Annotated in this window: 12 protein-coding genes; 6 read left to right on the top strand and 6 right to left on the bottom strand. The window is 45.4% G+C overall.

Translation table 11 applies throughout. The features are described from left to right. Window positions 1-14: 14 nt before the first annotated feature. Entirely contained in the window at window positions 15-1,529 is a 1,515-nt protein-coding gene (locus tag AAHN97_RS28065) for a sulfatase family protein (protein ID WP_343305376.1), read from the bottom strand. 224 nt (window positions 1,530-1,753) lie between these two features. Between AAHN97_RS28065 and AAHN97_RS28060 the strand changes: the two genes are divergently transcribed. Both AAHN97_RS28060 and AAHN97_RS28055 read left to right on the top strand, forming a co-directional pair. Next, a complete protein-coding gene (locus tag AAHN97_RS28060; protein WP_343305375.1) occupies window positions 1,754-2,149 on the top strand; it encodes a response regulator in 396 nt (131 codons plus the stop codon). 12 nt (window positions 2,150-2,161) lie between these two features. Then, window positions 2,162-3,862 (top strand): ATP-binding protein, encoded by a 1,701-nt coding sequence (locus AAHN97_RS28055; RefSeq protein WP_343305374.1) that lies wholly within the window; start codon window positions 2,162-2,164, stop codon window positions 3,860-3,862. A 17-nt stretch (window positions 3,863-3,879) separates the two neighbouring features. Here AAHN97_RS28055 and AAHN97_RS28050 read toward each other — a convergent pair whose 3' ends face one another. Next, window positions 3,880-4,053 (bottom strand): hypothetical protein, encoded by a 174-nt coding sequence (locus AAHN97_RS28050; protein ID WP_343305373.1) that lies wholly within the window; start codon window positions 4,051-4,053, stop codon window positions 3,880-3,882. A gap of 256 nt (window positions 4,054-4,309) precedes the next feature. On the opposite strand from AAHN97_RS28050, the gene AAHN97_RS28045 reads away from it, so the two are divergent. From AAHN97_RS28045 to AAHN97_RS28030, 4 genes are all read left to right on the top strand, one after another. Further along, on the top strand, window positions 4,310-6,946 hold the full coding sequence (locus AAHN97_RS28045; protein ID WP_343305372.1) for a T9SS type B sorting domain-containing protein: 2,637 nt from the start codon (window positions 4,310-4,312) through the stop codon (window positions 6,944-6,946). A 22-nt stretch (window positions 6,947-6,968) separates the two neighbouring features. Continuing rightward, entirely contained in the window at window positions 6,969-7,973 is a 1,005-nt protein-coding gene (locus tag AAHN97_RS28040; protein ID WP_343305371.1) for an AraC family transcriptional regulator, read from the top strand. A gap of 89 nt (window positions 7,974-8,062) precedes the next feature. Further along, window positions 8,063-10,303 (top strand): CocE/NonD family hydrolase, encoded by a 2,241-nt coding sequence (locus AAHN97_RS28035; RefSeq protein ID WP_343305370.1) that lies wholly within the window; start codon window positions 8,063-8,065, stop codon window positions 10,301-10,303. Between the two features lie 118 nt (window positions 10,304-10,421). Beyond that, window positions 10,422-12,143: an ATP-binding response regulator gene (locus AAHN97_RS28030; protein ID WP_343305369.1), complete on the top strand. Its 1,722-nt coding sequence runs from the start codon at window positions 10,422-10,424 to the stop codon at window positions 12,141-12,143. A gap of 80 nt (window positions 12,144-12,223) precedes the next feature. On the opposite strand, the gene AAHN97_RS28025 is transcribed toward AAHN97_RS28030, so the two are convergent. From AAHN97_RS28025 to AAHN97_RS28010, 4 genes are read right to left on the bottom strand one after another with little or no spacing between them, the layout of a single operon-like run. Then, on the bottom strand, window positions 12,224-13,477 hold the full coding sequence (locus AAHN97_RS28025) for an alkaline phosphatase family protein (RefSeq protein WP_343305368.1): 1,254 nt from the start codon (window positions 13,475-13,477) through the stop codon (window positions 12,224-12,226). 16 nt (window positions 13,478-13,493) lie between these two features. Continuing rightward, entirely contained in the window at window positions 13,494-14,393 is a 900-nt protein-coding gene (locus AAHN97_RS28020) for a metallophosphoesterase family protein (protein WP_343305367.1), read from the bottom strand. A 7-nt stretch (window positions 14,394-14,400) separates the two neighbouring features. Then, on the bottom strand, window positions 14,401-16,203 hold the full coding sequence (locus AAHN97_RS28015) for a RagB/SusD family nutrient uptake outer membrane protein (protein ID WP_343305366.1): 1,803 nt from the start codon (window positions 16,201-16,203) through the stop codon (window positions 14,401-14,403). Window positions 16,204-16,220: 17 nt separating this feature from the next. Next, window positions 16,221-19,700 carry a SusC/RagA family TonB-linked outer membrane protein gene (locus AAHN97_RS28010; protein WP_343305365.1) on the bottom strand — a complete coding sequence of 1,160 codons (3,480 nt, stop codon included), beginning with the start codon at window positions 19,698-19,700 and terminating at the stop codon, window positions 16,221-16,223. Between the last annotated feature and the right edge of the window lie 152 nt (window positions 19,701-19,852).

The following is a 19,852-nucleotide window of genomic DNA, read 5'->3' as shown; positions in this document are numbered from 1 at the left end:
CAAAAAATTATTTCTCACCGCGTTCTCTCCGCAGTACGCAACCGCTGTAATGCTGCAGCCATCTCTTTCACCTTCTCCGGATACTGCGCAGCAATATTGTTCTTCTCCCCGATATCTTTTCCGAGATCATACAACTGCGGCATTTCATCATTCCCCGATTCAATATTCACCAGTTCCATCAGCTTCTTTCCTTTAGATGGTGTGATGTATTTAAAATTCCCCTGTACTAAAGACAATGCTCCTCCCTGTAGCACTAACCAGGAACGTCCTTTGGGTGTACGCCCTAATAAAGCATCCAGCATATTGAAACTATCCGGTGCATCATCTTCACCAAGGGTTTGCCCCGTTAATTTTGCAAAAGAAGCAAACAGGTCTACCTGGCATATCAGCGCATCTGAAGTTTGCCCTGCTTTCACCGTACCCGGCCAGGAAACAATCCATGGCACGCGGGTACCTCCTTCAAAAGCACTGTACTTTCCTCCCCGCAATACTCCTGCAGGCTGATGGCCATTTTGCAAGGTCACCGCTTCATCCTGGTAACCATCATCCAGCACAGGACCATTATCACTGGAGAAAATGATCAGGGTATTTTTGTCTATTCCGAGCTCACGTAATTTCTGCGTGATACGGCCTACCGTCCAATCCATCTGCAAAATGGCATCTCCCCTGTAACCCAGCCCGCTCTTGCCTTTGAATACAGTAGCCGGCATACGGGGAACATGGATGTCGCTCAGCGCGAAATAGAGGAAGAAAGGTTTTTTCTGATTTTCTTCAATAAACCGTTCTGCTCTTTCCGTAAATGCATACGCCAGCTCCTCATCCGTCCAGCGGGCTTTGTTACCTCCTTTCATATAACCGATCCTGCCGATGCCGTTCACAATGGTATTGTCATGCCCATGATCGGCGGAAGATCTCATTTTCAGTAATTCAGGATGTTCTTTGCCCGTAGGGTCATCTCCCACTTTCTGTTTATAGTTCACTTCTATGGGATCGTTCTTATCCAGCCCAAGTACCGTATGGTTTTCTACAAAAATAGTGGGTACCCGGTCTGCCGTGGCAGGAAAACAAAAGGAATAATCAAAACCCACTTCATTGGGACCGGGTTTGATGGTGCCATTCCAGTCAATTTCATTTCCGTCTCCCAGGCCCAGGTGCCATTTTCCCACCAACGCGGTCTGGTAGCCGCCTTTTTTCATCACACTGGCCAGGGATGGTTTATCCGTAGGAATGATCATAATAGCATTGCCGGGTAAAACACCCGTTCCCGCTTTCCGCCAGGGATATTTACCAGTCATTAAGGCAAACCGGGAAGGTGTGCAGGTAGCAGAAGTGGTATGTCCATTCGTGAAACGAAGGCCTTCTTTGGCCAGCCGGTCAATGTTGGGGGTCTGTACTTTTGTAGCTCCGTAACAGCCAAGGTCCCCATACCCCAGATCGTCTGCATAAATAATGATCACATTGGGCATCTTTTGCGCAAACAGATACTGGCTGTTGATGGCAACCAGCGTCATAAAGAGTAACTTTTTCATTCGGTGAATATTTACAGCATTACAATCTTACGGCTAAAAAATTTATTTATTCTGCTAAAACTGCCGCAGGCTATTTTTTCTCCGGTTTTTTGTTTAAATTAACAGTAATGCGTTGCCCTCAATAAAAGCCCTTATAGACATATATTTATTTCGTAATGTTTCGCAAATTGAACTTTTCTGGTTTTAAAATTGTAGTTTCACTTGGCGATTGAATGACCTGATTTATGTTAAACACACCCACCATACTACTGATTGATGATGATATTGATGATCAGGAGATCTTCACATCCGCTCTTGCGTTCATCGATAATGCGATTGCTTGTACGATTGCACCCAATGGCTATGAAGGCATTATGCAGTTAAATGATTCTGACGTACTGCCGGACCTGATCTTCCTTGATCTTAATATGCCCGTGATGAACGGCATCCAGTTCCTTCGGGAAATAAAAGCAGCACATAAGGCAAAAGATGTACCCGTTATTATCTTCTCTACCGCTTCAGATATCAAAACAATTGAAGAAGCCAAACAACTGGGTGCACACGATTTTATCACAAAACCGGAAAAGTTTTCAGAACTGGTAGGCCTGTTGCATGGTTTATTATTTCCTGCTACCCGTTAAAGTATCCTGATCATGGCATCAACTCCAACGCAAGCTCCTTTCAAATTTATGGAAGGGGGCGGCGAATTAGGAGCTTTGATCCGTTCCTATAATTGGGCTTCCACTTCCATCGGCACACCAGATCAATGGCCGCAAAGTTTACGTACCACCCTGAGTATTGTACTGAATTCCCGTTTCCCCATGTTCCTCTGGTGGGGAAAAGATCTGATCCAGTTCTATAATGATGCTTACCGCCCCAGCCTTGGAAAAGAAGGAAAACATCCGCTTGCCGTAGGACAAAAGGGAGAAGAATGCTGGCCGGAAATATGGCACATCATCAAACCCCAGATAGACCAGGTATGGGCTGGCGGATCTACCTGGAACGAAGATCTGCTGGTACCCATTCACCGCAATGGTGAACTGGAAGATGTATACTGGACTTTCAGCTACAGCCCTGTGAAAGATGAAACCGGAAAAGTAGGCGGCATCCTGGTGGTTTGCCACGAAACCACGGAAAGAAGAAAAGCAGGGATGCAAATTGAAATTGCCGAATCAAGATACCGCCAGCTGATAGAAAGTTTACCCGTTGCTATTTTCACGATTGATGCCAACGGTTTCATTAACCTGTACAATAAGGCAGCCACAGAATTATGGGGAAGGGAACCGCATATCGGAAAAGATAAGTGGAATGGCGCACACAAAATATTTCTGACGGATGGTACACCTATTGCACATGAAAACGGCCCCATGGCAAAAGCGCTCCATGAAAACCGGGAGATCAGCCTGGAAATGCTGATACAACAGCCGGATGGGAAAATGAAACATGTGATCGCACACCCGGAACCGATGCATGATCACGAAGGGAATGTGACCGGGGCCATGAATGTATTAATAGACATCACCGGCCTGAAAGAAGCAGAACATGCATTACGCGCCAGTGAAGAATTGCTGGAAAAAAGAGTGAATGAAAGAACGGCAGAAATAAAAAGCGCCAACTTTAACCTGCAACGTACCAATGCAGAACTGGAGCAGTTTGCCTATATCACCAGTCATGATCTGCAGGAACCTTTACGTAAGATCAGGACCTTCACGGAAATGCTGGAAGCAAGCCTGGGTTCTATTTCCTCCAAATCAAAAGGTTACCTGGATAAGATCACCGCCTCCTCCACCCGTATGAGGAAACTGATCAAAGACGTGCTGCATTATTCCCGCTTAATCACGCCGGACCAGCTGTTCACAAGGGTAGATCTGCATGCCGTGATCTGGCAGGTGATAGATGATTTTGAACTGACCATCCGCGAAAAGAATGTAAAGATCAATGTAGAACAGCTCCCTGTTATAGAAGCAAATCCGCTGCAGATCAATCAACTCTTCAGTAACTTGCTCGGCAATGCGCTGAAGTTCAATACAAGTAAAGCACCGGAGATCACTATTTCCGCAACTTTATTAGATGCGGGCAACCAATCATTACCGGAAGGATTAAACCCTTCCCTCTCCTACTACCTGCTGGAGTTCAAAGACAATGGTATTGGATTTGACCAACAGTATGCTGAGCAGATCTTTACCATCTTTCAACGCCTGCATACCAAACAGGAATATGCAGGAACAGGTATCGGCCTCGCACTTTGTAAAAAAATAGTACTGAACCATCATGGCAGTATCACCGCTCATTCAGAAAATGGAGAGGGCGCTGTGTTCAGGATCATTCTGCCGGTGAAGCAACTGCAGTTATAGATAAGCATTGGTGAATTTCATACCCCGTTCGCCAACCGTTCCATATTTGGCGTACGGTAACGTTTATTCAGTTCCGTTAGTTGCGTCCAGAAAGGTTCACTCGTATCCTGCCAACCCATGTCATCAATCAGGAACATTACAATATTAGGAGGGTTCTGAGCCTTTGCCTGCAGGCCGAAAAACAGCACCAACAGGCTTACAATCCCTTTTTTTGCTTATCATACCAACAATATTTACAATTACACAATATAGAAATTTTATCCCTATCTGCTAGTAAGCAATCTAAATCACATTAAACATAAAAAGTATGTATCATATTCTTTTATAGGTGCTACCAGCGTATGTGAAGGAATCATACATTTACAATAGAACATCTGACCTAACTACGCTGCCAGAGCAACCGGAACGAGGGTAATTACGTAATATCCCTGGCTCAAATACATCTGCATGAGGCACATTTTGTTGCTTATTTCCCTGGGAGCATCGCTCACCCTGAAAGCCGACCACATTACCGGCGGGGAGATGTATTATACTTTCACCGGCATGTCCGGCAATCTTTATAATTACACCGTTACTTTAAAACAGTTCAGGAGTTGCGGAACGGCTAACCGCCAGTTCGCCAATCCTACTTACATAGGTATTTTCAACAGAGCAACAGGCGAGCGCATACAAGACCGGCAGGAACAGCTCTCCGGTGAAGAACAGATCAGTACTACCAGTAACGATCCCTGCATTACCCGCCCCCCGTTCATCTGTTATTATGTGGGTACCTGGACGTTCAATATTTCTTTACCTGCTTCCCCGGATGGTTATATCCTTACCTCACAGGTAACCAATCGTGTGGATGGCATCAACAATCTCTCTTTTGGTTATGGCAGGATCGGGGCAACTTACACTTGTGAAATTCCCGGTACTGCTTTCGCTAATAATAGCAGCGCTAAATTTGTGGGAGACGACCTGGTGACGATCTGCGCGGAGAACTCTTTCTCGTATAGTTTTGCAGCAACGGATGGAGATAGAGATCAGCTGCGTTATTTCTTCTGCGAAGCTTACCTCACTGCCGGTTACTCTGGCGGCGGAGGAGGCGGTGGTGGTGGTGGTGGACCCATTGGAGGAAATAACAGCCAGCCCCCTGTGCCCCCGCCTTATTACTCCGTTCCTTATGGCGATGGTTTTAGCGGCGGCAGCCCTTTAGGCAATCGTGTTTCTATTAATCCCAATACCGGTTTGATCACTGGTATTGCACCGGGTGTAGGGATCTATGTGGTTACAGTATGCGTGCAGGAAATACGTAATGGTGTGGCCATTGCTACACAGCGGAAAGACCTGCAGATAAATATAACGGGTTGTACGGTAGCTGCTGCATCACTTTTACCGGAATACATGTTATGCGGTAATAGCCAGCAACTAAGTGTTGCCAATCAATCTACCAGCCCGCTGATCGTATCCTGGTTCTGGGAATTTAAGAACAGTGCAGGTGCGGTGGTATATAACTCTACTAACAATATTGCAGATTATACATTTCCTGTTGCAGGTACTTACACTATCAAATTGGCTACCAACAGAGGTTTTCAATGTCCTGATTCCACAGATGCACAGGTATTTGTATACCCTGGATTTGAACCACGTTTTTCTGCAGCCGGCGCCTGCATCAACAAACCGGTTCTGTTCACGGACCAAACCACTTCCAGGTATGGTATCACTAATTTCTGGGATTGGGATTTCGGAGAACCTTCCGCACAAACGGATTTCTCCAACGACCGAAATCCTTCTTATACTTATTCCACTAATGGCCTCAAGAATGTCCGCCTCATTGTACATAATACTGTTGGCTGCAAGGACACACTCTATGATCCGATGGAGATCCTGGATAAACCGCCTATCGCACTTTCTTTCCGTGATACACTTATCTGCCCGCCTGATCAATTGCAATTACAGGCTATGGGTACCGGTGTTTTCACATGGTCGCCCACCACAAATATGACGGGTGCCAATACACCCATACCAAGAGTAAGCCCTGTCAGTGATACAAAATATTATGTAGACCTTGATCAGGACGGTTGCCTTAATCGTGATTCTGTGATGATACGCACAGTGGACCGTGTGAGCCTGAGTTTACCTGCAGACACCGTGATCTGCCAGGGAGACCCGATTGTGTTAAGACCACAATCCAATGGCCTGCGTTACACCTGGACGCCCGCACTGAATCTGAATGATGCCACTATCAAAAACCCTTTGGCTACAACTACCAATAATACCATTTATAGTGTTACCGCTACGATCAGCGGCTGTACAGCCACTGATCAGATATTAGTATCCACAGTACCCTATCCGCGTGCGTTTGCAGGAGCAGATACCATTATCTGCTTTGATACCTTCGCGCAATTGCATGCATCAACGGACGGCACTTTTTATACCTGGCAAACTACAGATGCAGGCGGTGTTCCATTGTCCCTTGATCCAGCTGTAAAGCCTAAATTAACGGCTGCTTATGTTTTCTCTGCATTTGATACCAGGGGCTGTCCTAAACCCACAAAGGATACAGTAGTAGTAACGGTATTACCTAAGATCAATGCATTTGCGGGAAGGGATACCGCAGTTGTATTAGGCCAGCCTTTACAATTAAATGCTTCGGGCGGGGTGCAGTACACCTGGTCTCCGGCAACAGGATTATCTTCCACCACTATCCCCGACCCGCTGGCATTATACAACAGGCCGGTAACAGGATTACGGTATAAAGTACTGGTACAGGATATTGCCGGATGTGCTGACTCTGCTTTCATGAATGTGAAAGTATACAATACCATGCCGCAGGTTTTTGTACCTACTGCTTTCACTCCAAACGGAGATGGCGTGAATGATCAGTTGCGCCCCATTGCAGCTGGTATCAGGAATATTGAATACTTTATGGTCTATACCCGCTGGGGCGAGCTTGTATATCGCGGATCACAAAGTGGCAAAGGATGGGATGGCCGCATCAATGGCAAAATACAATCATCCGGCGTATATGTATGGCAGGTAAAAGCAGTGGATTACCTGGGCCTGGATTTCTTCCTCACCGGTACGGCCACCTTGTTACGATAGCCCTTTTTGCTACCTTTAGCATATGGAAGACCAACAGAAAAGAATGGCATTGAGCCTGCTTGCATATGCTGCACAAAGAGATGTGCAACCGCAGCAACTTTGCAAACTGGCAGGTATTCAGCTGGAAGAATTAAAGAAACCATCAGGAGAAAGTCTTAGTGCCGCACAGATGAATAATCTATGGACCAATGCGGGGCAGCTTACCAATGATCCCCTCTTTGGTTTGCACTTTGGAGAATCTGTACAGATAGCTGCACTTGGTATGGTGGGGGAGATCATCAAAAGCAGCAGCACAGTAGGAGAAGCTATCACACATGCCGCAGCCCTTTCGCATCTTGTTACGGATATTTTCAGAATGGAAGTAACACCTCCCGGCAAAACATTCACTATTACTTATATTCCGCTTACTACTGATACAACCCCTTCTTTTTCATTCCTGCAGCTGATGGATTTTTTCATGGTTTTCACCGTGCATGAACTGGATGGACTCCTGTTGCAAAAGATCCAGCCCAAAGCCGTACGTTTCCCTTATGTGGTATCCAACCTCGCAGAATACGAAAGAGTACTGCGCTGCAGGCCTGTAAAACGAACAGGTGAATATGCACTGGAGTTTGATAAAAAATACTGGGATGAACCCATCCTCTCAGCAAATTATGAACTGCAAAGCCTGTTGCTGAAAAAAGTACAGGCCTTACCGGAACAGGCAACAGCTACACAATCGTTACAGGCAAGGATCTATAATTACCTGCTCACAAATGCTTATCTCGGTATTATTTCACTGGAGCAGATGGCCGCGAATTTCAATATCAGCCCCCGCAGCCTGCAACGTAAGCTAAAAGAAGAAGGCGTGAAGTACCAGGACATTGCAGATGCCGTACGGAAATCCCTCGCCATGCATTACATGGCTTCCGGCAATTACCCGCTGAAAGAGGTTTCGTATATGCTGGGATATAATGAATTGAGTGCATTTACACGTGCCTTTAAAAGATGGACAGGAGACACGCCGGGTAGTTATCAGCACAATTAATGGTTATTGGTAGGTCGGAACAGGGTTTGTATCCGCAGGAACCGTAAGGCGCTGCTTTTTTGTTATATTTGGATACAAACCTGGCTTATATGCGTATCCTGACCCTTTTCAGTGTTTGCCTCCTGTTGGCAACCGCCACTTATGCCCAAAGCTCCTTCCGCCTCAGCCCAAATTTAAATATCAGGGATACCGCCGCAGTCCGGGAAGAATTATACCGCCTGGCAGACAGCGTATTTGCATTCTGCCAGGCTAAAAAATACCCCATAGGTCTTGCTCTCAGTGCTTCACTCGTTAAACATCGTTATGCAGAAGCACAACAATCTTTGAAAACACTTCCTCAATTGCCCAAAGATCCTAAATCATTGTCTGCCCTCAATGTGCTGCAGGAACTGGCAGCCTGGCCGGGTAAAGAAAAAGAGAAATTACAGGAGCGCATCAAAACCGTGCAGAAAGATTTCAGGCCGGATGTGATCAGCAGCCTGAAAGGAGCCTTCCAGCCCGGATATGCCAGCGTGCTCCGGCATAATATTTTCCTCAGCCTGCAAATGGCACAGCAATACAAACAGAACCTCAGCTTCACTAAAGTAACAGACCTGTTGCAATACCAGGCCATCCAGGATTTCCTGGATAAACACCATCCTGTTCTCCAGGAAACTTTACACCAACTGGAACCTACCCAATTTAAAAAGATAGTGGCCCGCATCCCCATGCGCGATGGTGTTCACCTGAATGCTTTCATCTTTCAGAACGCAGATGCCATGGAAAGACAACCTGCTATTATCAGTCTCAGTCCTTACCCATATGGTAGAGAAGCAGAAAGGGGAAATATATGGGCATTACATGGGTATAATTATGTGTATGTAGATAATCGTGGCAGGCGTACTTCCGAAGGAGAAAATTTCCCTTATGAAAAAGATGCACAGGATTATTATGATATTATAGACTGGGTTAGCCAGCAACGCTGGTGTAATGGAAAAGTAGGCACCACAGGTGGCTCTTACCTTGGATTTGCACAATGGCAAAGTATTCGTAAAGCATACCGCCATCCTGCCCTGAAAGCAGTGAACCCTGCAGTAGCCGTAGGTTTTGGTGTTGACTTTCCCCGTAATGCCAATATGTTCACGCCCTATATGCTGCGCTGGGCAGAGTTTGTAAGCGGCACGGAGAGTAACAGCCCAAAGTTCATGGATGAAAATTTCTGGTATGCAAAAGAAATGGAAATGTACCGCCGCCATGTTCCATTTACACAATTTGATTCCCTCGCCGGCCTGCCTAATCCCTTCTTCCGTAAATGGGTGTCTCATCCTGACTATGATGATTACTGGCAGGGTATTATGCCCAATGAAGAAGATTACGCCACACTGGATATTCCCATCCTCACCGTAACAGGTTATTATGACGATGATCAGAATGGCGCCATGTTCTATTACAATAACCATCACCGTTATGGAGGAGCCGCTGCTCAGCAAAACCATCAACTGCTCATTGGCCCTTTTGATCATGCCGGTTCCCAATGGATGGCCAATCCCATGCAATCCGCAAGAGCCATCGAAAAAGAAGCACAGATAGCACCTTACCGGTACATGATATCCTGGTTCAACTGGGTGCTGAAAGGGCAATCCAAACCTTCCTGGATGAAGAACAAGATCACTTATTTTGCCACTGGTACCGGCCAATGGAAAGGCACCAGCTCTTTTGCCGATCTTACAAAAGACAGTCTCCGGTTCTACCTCACCAGCACTAAAAAACTAGAGGCGCAAATACCGGATACCCAACAGGTACTCACTTACCGGCACGACATTACTTCCCTGCTGGATTCCGGTAAAGCGTATCAAAGTATTTTGCCAGACAGAAAAGATCAGAACAATCTCTATTCCCCGCACACCATCCTCTTTGAAACAGCACCTTTTCCACGCGATATCCAGTTAGCAGACAGGATCAGTGCAGAACTATACATCCGCCTGAACGTACCGGATGCTGATTTCTCCATTAATTTTTTTGAGATAACCAAAGATAATATGCGGGTATACCTGGGCACTTCAGCTATCCGCTGCCGCTATCGCTTTGGTGGAGACCAGCCCAAACTGATGCCCCTGAACAGCATTGAAAAACTGGCCTTTAACAATGCTTACATCTATCTGAAAAAGATCCGGAAAGGCAGCAGGGTACGTGTAGAGTTTGGCAGCTCCAACAGCCCCTCTATAGAAAAGAATTACGGGTTTGGCGGAATTGTGGCACAGGAATCCACCCAGGCGCCACGTTTTATTGAAGCCACTATTATTACAGATAAAGACCATCCCAGCAGTATCAAAATCCCCATTGCCGACTAAGAACTTCCACATACATGTTTGCGCATAACATTCTCATTTTGAGGGCATAACCTGATTCCCTATTTTTACGTATATTATATAAGAGTCGCGCCCCGTAGTACACCAAAATATACGTCTATTGAAACTATATCCTCCTATAGCTTACCTCATCCATTTAGGTACTGCAGACCAGGACGAAAGGAAACAGCGCTGGATACGCATTATTAACTCCCTCAGTCTGGTGACTGCTGTACTGGCATTCATTATGGGGATCGTATTCTATTTCCTGGACAGGAAACCACAGATCATCATTCCGGCCATGATAGAAACAGCCGGTTTCATGGGTATCCTCTGGCTGAATAAAAAAGGCCGGTCTGAAACCGCCGGTATTTCCATGATGGTATTGCAGGCCATGGGCTTCGTATACTTCGGTATCCTGTTAGGCACTGCTGTTGAAGCTATCCTGATCCTACTGTTCCTGGTGAATGCAACTTACCTGTTATACGAGAAAGGTACAGAAAGGACCATCTGTTTAATTGCCATAGCAGGCGGCCTGATCACCACAGAATTTTTCTACTATACAGAACTGGTTGAACCCATTACTTTTGCGCATACCACTACTTTCATACTACGCTGGTTATGCATCCTGTTCATTCTTACCATGAATACCCTGGTGATCCGTTTTTATAAAGAAGACAGGAATGTACTTATGAAGGCCCTCGAGGAACAAAAAGAAGAACTGCTAAGGTCCAACAAATCGAGGAAAGTGTTTTTACAGGAAACAAGCCATGAGATCCGCAATCCGCTCAATGCCATTTTCGGGATCGTGCAGTTAATGCGTATGGACATGAAGAAAGCAGCCAATCCTGATACTTTACCGAAACTGGTGGACGACCTATATGTGGCCAGTTTCAATATAAAAGACATCATCAATAATATCCTTGAACTATCCCGCATTGAATCCGGCCACCTGGATGAGGTGAAACGAAAAGAGATCTACATCCGCACAACTATCCGTAATACCGCAAATATTTATGAATATGTGGCCAATACAAAAGGTGTACACATACAGCAGAAATTTGACGAGGCCCTGCCGAACAACATCTTTACGGATGAAACCAAACTTTCGCAGATCATCAATAACCTGCTGACGAATGCCATTAAATTCACCCGTCATAACAGCAACATCACCATCCATACCGGCGTAAAGGAAAAGAGCTGGTTTGTTAGTATCACAGACCAGGGAGGTGGTATTGAAAAGGATAAACTTGAAAAGATCTTTGAACCCTTTGTAACGGAGAAAAGCAGTTTTATTGAAGGTACCGGGCTGGGCTTATATATCTCAAAACATTTTGCGGTATTGCTGAATGGTAATATCACGGTAGAATGTGTACAAGGCACCAGCACTACTTTTACCCTATCTCTTCCATTATCAGACTTCAGGCGCTCAACTGTTCTTTCTGCGAAAGAAGATTCACCGCCGATCCGCTTTGATAATAAAACAATACTGGTCATAGAGGATGACAGAATGAGCCAGGCCCTGCTCAAAAATTACCTGGCGGGTTTAGGTGTCAACGTTATCACAGCCAATAACGGGCTGGAAGGTCTTGCCGCTGCCCGTCAGCAAACGCCTGACCTGATCCTGCTCGATTCTCATATGCCTAAAATGAATGGGAAAGAAACACTGCAGCGTTTAAAAGAAGATCCTGCCCTCCTACACATCCCTGTGGTGGTTGCTTCCGGGGATGCGTTTACAGAAGCCATGGATGTATTCATGAAAGCAGGCGCTAATGATTATGTGATCAAGCCGATTGTATTGGCTACCCTGCCACCCATATTGGAACGTCATCTGCATAAATAAGGAGGGGATGTATCATACTTTTGATACATCCCTTTCTTGTTTTATACTATCGTAAGGGTTCTCTTTCTTCTTTGAAAGGACTATTTTTTTGATGCAGCCTCATTCTTCTTTTCTTCCACCCACCACCTGTTGATGGTATTCTCCTTTCCTTCCAGTACTACTTTATAAATATCTGAAGGCGCATCCCCTACAGGTATACTGATATGCTCTTTACCAACCGGCACTTCGCCGATCAGCTTATAGGTATCTTCTCCTCCTGTTTTATAGTTATTCGTGCTCGCCAGCCATACTTTCACCGTGCCTTGTTCATCCATGGCTTTCCAGGTAACATCCAGTTTATCCTGGATCTTTAACACTGTTGGGTTAGCTACAGATACTTTACCGATCAGGGAAATACCATCCGATTCACGGCTAACAGACAGCGGCAGCGGGAGTTGCAGGAAACGGGCTACAGTAGGCATGATATCTACCACACCGGGGTAATAATACTTAGCATAGTTATTTACCTGTGGCTGGTTAGTAAGGATCCAGCTGGAACGCTGACGTGGAGATTGCCCGCCATGATGTTTACCTGTTTTTTCATCCCGGCCATGATCTGTTGTAATGATCACCAGCCAGTTTTCTTTAAATTGTTTCTGACGGTATTGAATAGCATCGTAGATCTTACCCACTTTTTCATCCATCTTCTGAATACCACGGGTAAACTCAGGGCTGTCTCCGTACATATGCCCCATATCATCTGTATACTCAAGATATACCCAAGAAAGGTCCGGTGCATTTTTGCGGATGCAGTTAGCGGCTTCGTCTGCAACATGTGCATCTATCCTTTCCATAAAATCCCTGCCTTTATCATGCGGGAATTTTACGGTATCCAGTTCATATCCGTCAAACTTATAATCAAGGGTGATATTACCTGCCTCCGGCATACCCTCTGCAACCAGTTTGGTACGGTTATCCAGCCAGCTGCTGAAGATGGCGGTTTTCCGTTGCGGGTATTTCTCTTTAAAGATGCGGAAGATGTTCTGGTAATTGTAGTTCGGCGCTGCAATATCATTGTCCCATACATTGTGTTTATTCACCCAGGTACCGGTTAACACACTGTTGTAACCTACTGCAGAGATGGTAGGTGTTTGGGAGTATCCGCCTTTTTCTCCCCCAACAAATGCACGCATGTATTTACCGTCTTTGGCAATACGTTGCAGGTTGGGTGTGTTCAATGCTTCAATAACATCAGCAGAAATACCGTCTACAATAATAAATACCGCTTTGCGGGTCTGTGCAGAAACGCCTGCACTGGCTGTTAGAAACAATAGGGCTGCGAACCACTTTTTCATACAAAAGTTTAATGTTTTAAAAAGAATGCGGATAGTAATTATTCTCCACAGATCCGTCTGCATATAATTTCAGGATGGCAAAACCCGGAGGTGTTTCTTTGTAGTAACCTTCGCCGATAGAGTCTTTATCTCCCTTGCCCCACCAGAAACCACTCATGGCGCCGTTGCAGCAATACCAGACATTGTTATAGAAAGTTTTGTCGAACAGATGATTATGCCCGCTGAGCATGATCTTCACTTTATCTTTGTGTTTGTAAAAAAGGTCTTTCAGTTTTTTGTTATCTGAATGATTACCACCTTCCAGAACTGGTGTGGCTCCAAATACCGGGAAGTGGCTCATGAGCAATACCGGGGTATTGGGTGCTAATTTCTCCAGGTCATCCACCAGCCATTTGTACTGTATTTCATCCAGGGAGATCTTATCGTTATTTCCGTCCAGGATAATAAAGTGCCAGCCGTTCTTTGAAAAACTATAATACCGGTGCGGGATCTTCAGTCTTTTTACCACGTAATCCTTTCCATACATTTCATCTTCTTTGGAAGGAGCTGCCCACCAGTTATCATGGTTACCGATACAGCTGTGTACTTCATAATCTTTCAGTACACTCATACAATCATCCCATGCAGCCCATTGGCTGGTTACTTTTTCCCGCACCACATCATTGTAAGAAGCATCCATAATGGAATCTCCTCCGTTCAGGAAAAAATCCACCTTATGTGCTTTCACGGCATCCAGGCATTTTTTAAAGCGGGCGGCAACAATGGGATCGGCCGGTAAATGTACATCAGTAATATGCGCTACGGTGAGTATCGCCTTTTTCCCCTTTTCAGGCTGAAGAGCAGCCACTGCGTTACCACCCAATGCGGAGGCGGCTAACAGCAGGCTGCTCTTCTTAATAAGATCTCTTCTATTCATTGTTTTTCTATTGCCAGTTGAATAATTGCGGCGCCAGTTTAGGATTGATCAACACTTCATTGAATGGTACCGGACGGTAATAATACTGCGGTTCTTTGAAATTACGCAATCTGGTTTCTGTAACAATGGGGCCACCTGAATTACCATTTTTAAGATAAACCGTTACGTCTTCACCAATCAGGCCTGCTTTGTAATACACCAGCTTAACGCCAAGGGAATTGGTTTCCTGGGAACCGGAAGGAGGTACGGCAGTACCTTTATCTATCAGGATGATATCTTCAATGCCATCGCCGGTAAGATCATATTTACCAAGGCCGGGGAAATACATGCCTTCAGGTATTTTCTCCAGTTGTTTTCCTGCATGCCAACGGTTGATATCATCAAAACGGAATCCTTCCATGGCAAGCTCTACCCTTCTTTCCCTGCGGATCTCCAGAATTACACCTTTGTTAGCACCACTCACATCAGGATATTTGGCTGCCAGCACCGGATCGATATCCGCATTCGCAGCTGCAAGTGTCATAATGGGCATATTCACTCTTTTGCGTAAGAGATTCACAGAGTTATCCAGGTCTGATTGTGTGAGTGTACCCAGTTCGGCTTTTGCCTCTGCGAGGATCAGTAATACCTCAGCATAACGGTATGCCGGAAAATCCACACCATCCAGTATTTTGGAATCAGTGCTATTGATATAGCCTTTCAGCTGGTGGTATCCGGAAAAGTTCTTATTCAAACGCACAACATAAGGCACTGCTACGTTCGGAGGATTCACCGCCAATTTTAAACCAGGGTAGAACATCGTTTGAGATAATCTCGGGTCCCTGCCGGTGAATTCCTGTACAAACTGCATCGTCTGGTAATTCGGTTTATCCGTAAAACGTGTACCGTCTGCCATCAGGTATGTTTGCACCAGGTCGCGGGAAGGGGATTGCTCGTAATTGATAACGTTGCCGTTATTGTTACCGGTCTTCTTCAGGTCCTGGTCATATATATTCACCAGCATCACTTCTTTATTACCCGTGAGGCTGGCACTACTAAACAGTGCAGCATAGTCCGCTGAGAGATCATATTTTTTGGAAACCCTGATCTCTTCAGAGATCTTTGCGGCTGTATCCAGGAATGCGGTAGCCGTAGCTTTCAGATTTAATTCCGGATGATACAAGCGGTAAGTACCTTCATACAAAGCCACGCGTGCCTGCATCAGTTTCACTACCCATTTACCCGGTGTTCCAACAGGTACATTTTCTCTTACATTGGCACCAGCAAATGCCAGGTCAGCCATCACACTGTCCATAACCAGTTTACGGGGATCACGGGGTTTGTATAAACTTACGCTGTCGCTGGGATTGAGGGCTGTTGAGTACCAGGGCACATCGGAGAAACGCTTCACCTTGTCCATATAAAACATAGCCCTGTAATACCTTGCGAGGCCCGCATAATGATTTTTCACTTCCTGGTTCACATTGGCTCTCGCATAATTATCCATGAAGTAATTGATATTGCGCAAACGCCCCCAGGCCCAGCCAGCTGTAACGTTTTGAGAAGTAGGCGTACCATTCATCATGGTCTTTATTTCCATGGCACCGGTGGTTGCTTTATCATCCGTATCCTGATCACTGATATAACTACCCCGGTCTTTCATTGTTAACAGACCGGTGATATACAGATTAAGGTCTTCTTCTGATTTAAAGAATAATTCAGGTGGAATGGCTGTTTGCGGATAACGTTCCAGGAATCCTTTTTGACAGGATGTACCCATCAGCACAATGGCGGCAACCAGGAATATCGGGAGATGTAATAACTTTTTCAACTGATAATAGTTTTATCTTAAAAATCAAGATTAATACCCATGGCATACTTACGCTGGAAAGGATAAGCCCAGCCATAACCATCTTCGATGGACTCAGGATCGTAGTATTTCTTAATAGAAGAGAACTCAAAGAGATTTTCCCCTGTAGCAAAGATCCTTAAGCGGCTCACTTTATATTTCTTTGTGAGTGTTGCAGGTAAAGTGTAACCGAGTGTCACATTCTTAATCCGCAGGTATGCGCCATTCAACAGGTATTTGGTTTGAGGAATATCCAGTCCGCCCTGTCCGCCACCGTTATAGTTAGCATCTGCCATCCATGATTGCAGTACGGGGAAATAGGACTCGGTATTCTTATCTGCCAGGCCTGCGGCGATATAGGAAGCAGAATGCCTGTCCCTGGCTACGCCGGTTTCAGATGCGCCTCTGTAGAAATCAAGGTTCCAGGGATAAACACCTGCATAAGGTTGTTGATAAGGCCCCCAGAAGAGATAGTGTCTTGGATAGAAATCTCTTTTACCTACGCCTTGTAAGAATACATTAAGATCAATACCATTCCACTGCATATCCAGGGTAAAACCAAAACGGTAACGGGTGCTGTTATTGCCTATTACTTTATAATCACCCGGATCATTAATGGTACCATTTCCTTTATTGATCTTACCATCTTTGTTCTGATCTACATACTTAGGCCAGCCTGGTACTATTTCCAAAGCTCCCCAGGGCACAATGGCAGATTGGTCCAGCGCTTTGATCTCGTCCGCGTTCTTAAAATAACCGTTGCTCTCAAGCCCCCATATTTCACCTGTATAACGGCCGGCAATGTAATTATTCAAAGAGCCCAGTTTATTCTGGTTATACCTGGTGATTTTGGTACGGGAATCAGAAATGATAAATCTTGTGCTGAACGTAAATGTTTTTTTAGCCACTATAAATTCATTGCGGTAACCTGCGGACAGTTCCCATCCTGTAGTGTTCAGGTCAGCAGAGTTTGTTGGAGGTGGCTGCACACCCATTACAGCCGGCGCAGTTGCATCAAAGGTGAGCATCCCTAAAGTTTTACGGGAGTAGGCATCAAACCCGAACAGTATCCTGTCATTGAAGAAACCGATGTCTGTACCTACGTTAAAGGTGTTCACTTTTTCCCAGGTATAAGATTGCGGATCTACCGGCAGCAGTGCAGCTCCGGTTGCAATAGATGGGAAAGTATTATTGATCAGATAACCGGATGTGCCAATTGGTATAGTAGCAACACGGCGGAAATCTGAAGTCCACTGATTACCCAGCGCACCATAAGAAGCTCTGAACTTCAGGGTGGAAAGTGATTTACCCAAAGCTTGCATGAAAGGTTCTTCCGTTGCGATCCATGCGCCGGAAACAGAAGGGAAGAATCCCCAGCGGTTAGAAGGAAGGAAGCGGGATGAACCATCATAACGGCCATTCAACTCCAGGATATAACGGTTTTTATAAGAATAATTCAAACGCCCGAAATATCCGCGTATTGCATATGAAGTATATTCAGCACCTACGGTTTGTGTACCAGTTGCCAGCCCTAGGTAAGGCAGGGAAGAAGTGATCAATCCATCCCTGGCAGCCTGCTCCGAAGACCAGGTGTTTTCTTCCTGGTTAAAACCAACCAGTAATCCAAGCTGATGATTAACCCCTAATTTTTTGTTATAGTTAGCATAGAGATCATACACATCATGCTTCACTATACCATTCCGGACAGATATTGATCCAACCCCACCTTCCTCCCTCACATCATTCGGGCCAAACCCTATGCGGTATTTCCTGGAATCTGTATTGTATTTCCACATTTCCCTTTTAAAGCTGGCATTGGCGGTAAGCTGCAGATCTCCATCCAGGAAAGTAGCCACGCCTCTCACTACATCCTGGAAACCAAATCTTGTTTGCACATTGCGGCCGCCATCCTGTAATTGAGCTGCTAACCTTCCTGCAGCATTATTTGCCCAGGTACCATCAGGATTCTTGGCAACCTGTGTAGGCATGAGGTAATAGAGGTCTGTAATGGGCTTACTCGGAGCGTCTGCTTTGATCTGGTAAATATTCAGGTTATTGTCCACTTTCAGCCAGCTTAAAGGCATAAAGTTCACACGCGCCCTCAATCCATAACGGCTCCAATCATCTTTGGCCAACCTGTTCAAACCATTCTCTTTCGTATAATCACCAGATAAATAATAACCAATTGGCCTGCCTTTACCTGTTTCTGAACTTCCGCTTAATGTAATGCTATGGGTAGAGGAACTGCTGGATTTATTGAAGAAGTAATCATTCCAGTTATTGTTGCCCATATAGATCCATTTGGTAGGATCATTAGGATCCGTACGGATATCTTCTACCGCAGGATTATCCGAACGTTCTTTTGCCCATTGGTAATAATAATCATTGTAGTTCACATAGTCCCATGGCGTATTGTCTGTAGCGGTTTCCAGTACCCTGGAGAAAATATAAGGGTCTGTCACCTGATCAGGCAGTACGGTAGGCCTTGAGGAAGCGAAATAGTTATTATAACTGATCTTTTGCCTGCCACCTGATGTACCTTGTTTGGTAGTGATCAGCACAACACCGAATGCAGCACGCGCACCATAGATAGCAGCGGAAGCTGCATCTCTCAGGATAGTGACACTGCCAATATCATTAGGGTTCAAACGTTGGAAATCTTCTGTTGCAGCCGTGATACCATCAATGATGATCAGGGGTGTAGTATTGGAACCGGATACGATAGAACCCACACCACGGATATTGATACTGGGTGTGGTACCTGGCGCACCTCCCCTGTAGTTAATATTCAAACCGGGGCTTGCACCCTGCAATCCCTGGAAGATATTGGCAATAGGGCGTTCGGCCAGCTGTTTACCGGCTACCTGGTCAACGGCACCGGTGGTATTCATTTTCCGTTGTACACCATATCCCACTACTACTACTTCTTCCATAGAATTAGCAGATGGTTCCAATACAACGTTCATGGTAGCACTGGGATTCACTGCCAGTTCCTGTGTTACATATCCCACGTAAGAAAACACCAGCATCCCTTCTTCAGGCACCTTTAATTCAAACTCTCCTTTCTCATTGGTGAACACACCAATAGTGGTATTCTTTAACCGTACGCTCACCATATGCAACAACTCGCCGGAAGGGCTTACGATCTTCCCTTTTACCACCAGGTCCTTTGTAACCGTAGCCGCAGGCGCAATAACAATGAGGTTATTGGGCATCATGCGGAAGGTAAGGTCCGTATTTGCCAGCATCTGTTCCAGTACCTTTTTTATCGGCCATTCAGTTGCATCGATGCTCACTTTATGCCATCCGGGCAGCTTATCATTATTGTACACAAAACGGTAAGCAGACTGCAATTCAATAAGTGAAAATGCCTTTTCAAGATTAGTACGGGATAGTTTTACTGAGACAGTAGACTGTGATCGCACTTCGGCGCTCACCTGCATACATACAACAAACATTAAAATCGCGGAGAGCTTCATAAAAATTAACAGTTTTTTGAGGCTTCGCCCAGGTGGAAGCCAACTCACCACTGTACTTTTTTTCATACCTTTGAGTGTTGGTTAATTGATAATTGGTTACATGTTTACGCATAGCAATGTCACTAACCGATATTCAGCGGGAAATGGTGCGA

This window comes from Chitinophaga niabensis, assembly GCF_039545795.1.
Lineage (GTDB): Bacteria > Bacteroidota > Bacteroidia > Chitinophagales > Chitinophagaceae > Chitinophaga > Chitinophaga niabensis_B.
The sequence above is the reverse complement of the archived record's forward strand: the minus strand, read 5'-3'. Positions and strand labels throughout refer to the sequence as shown.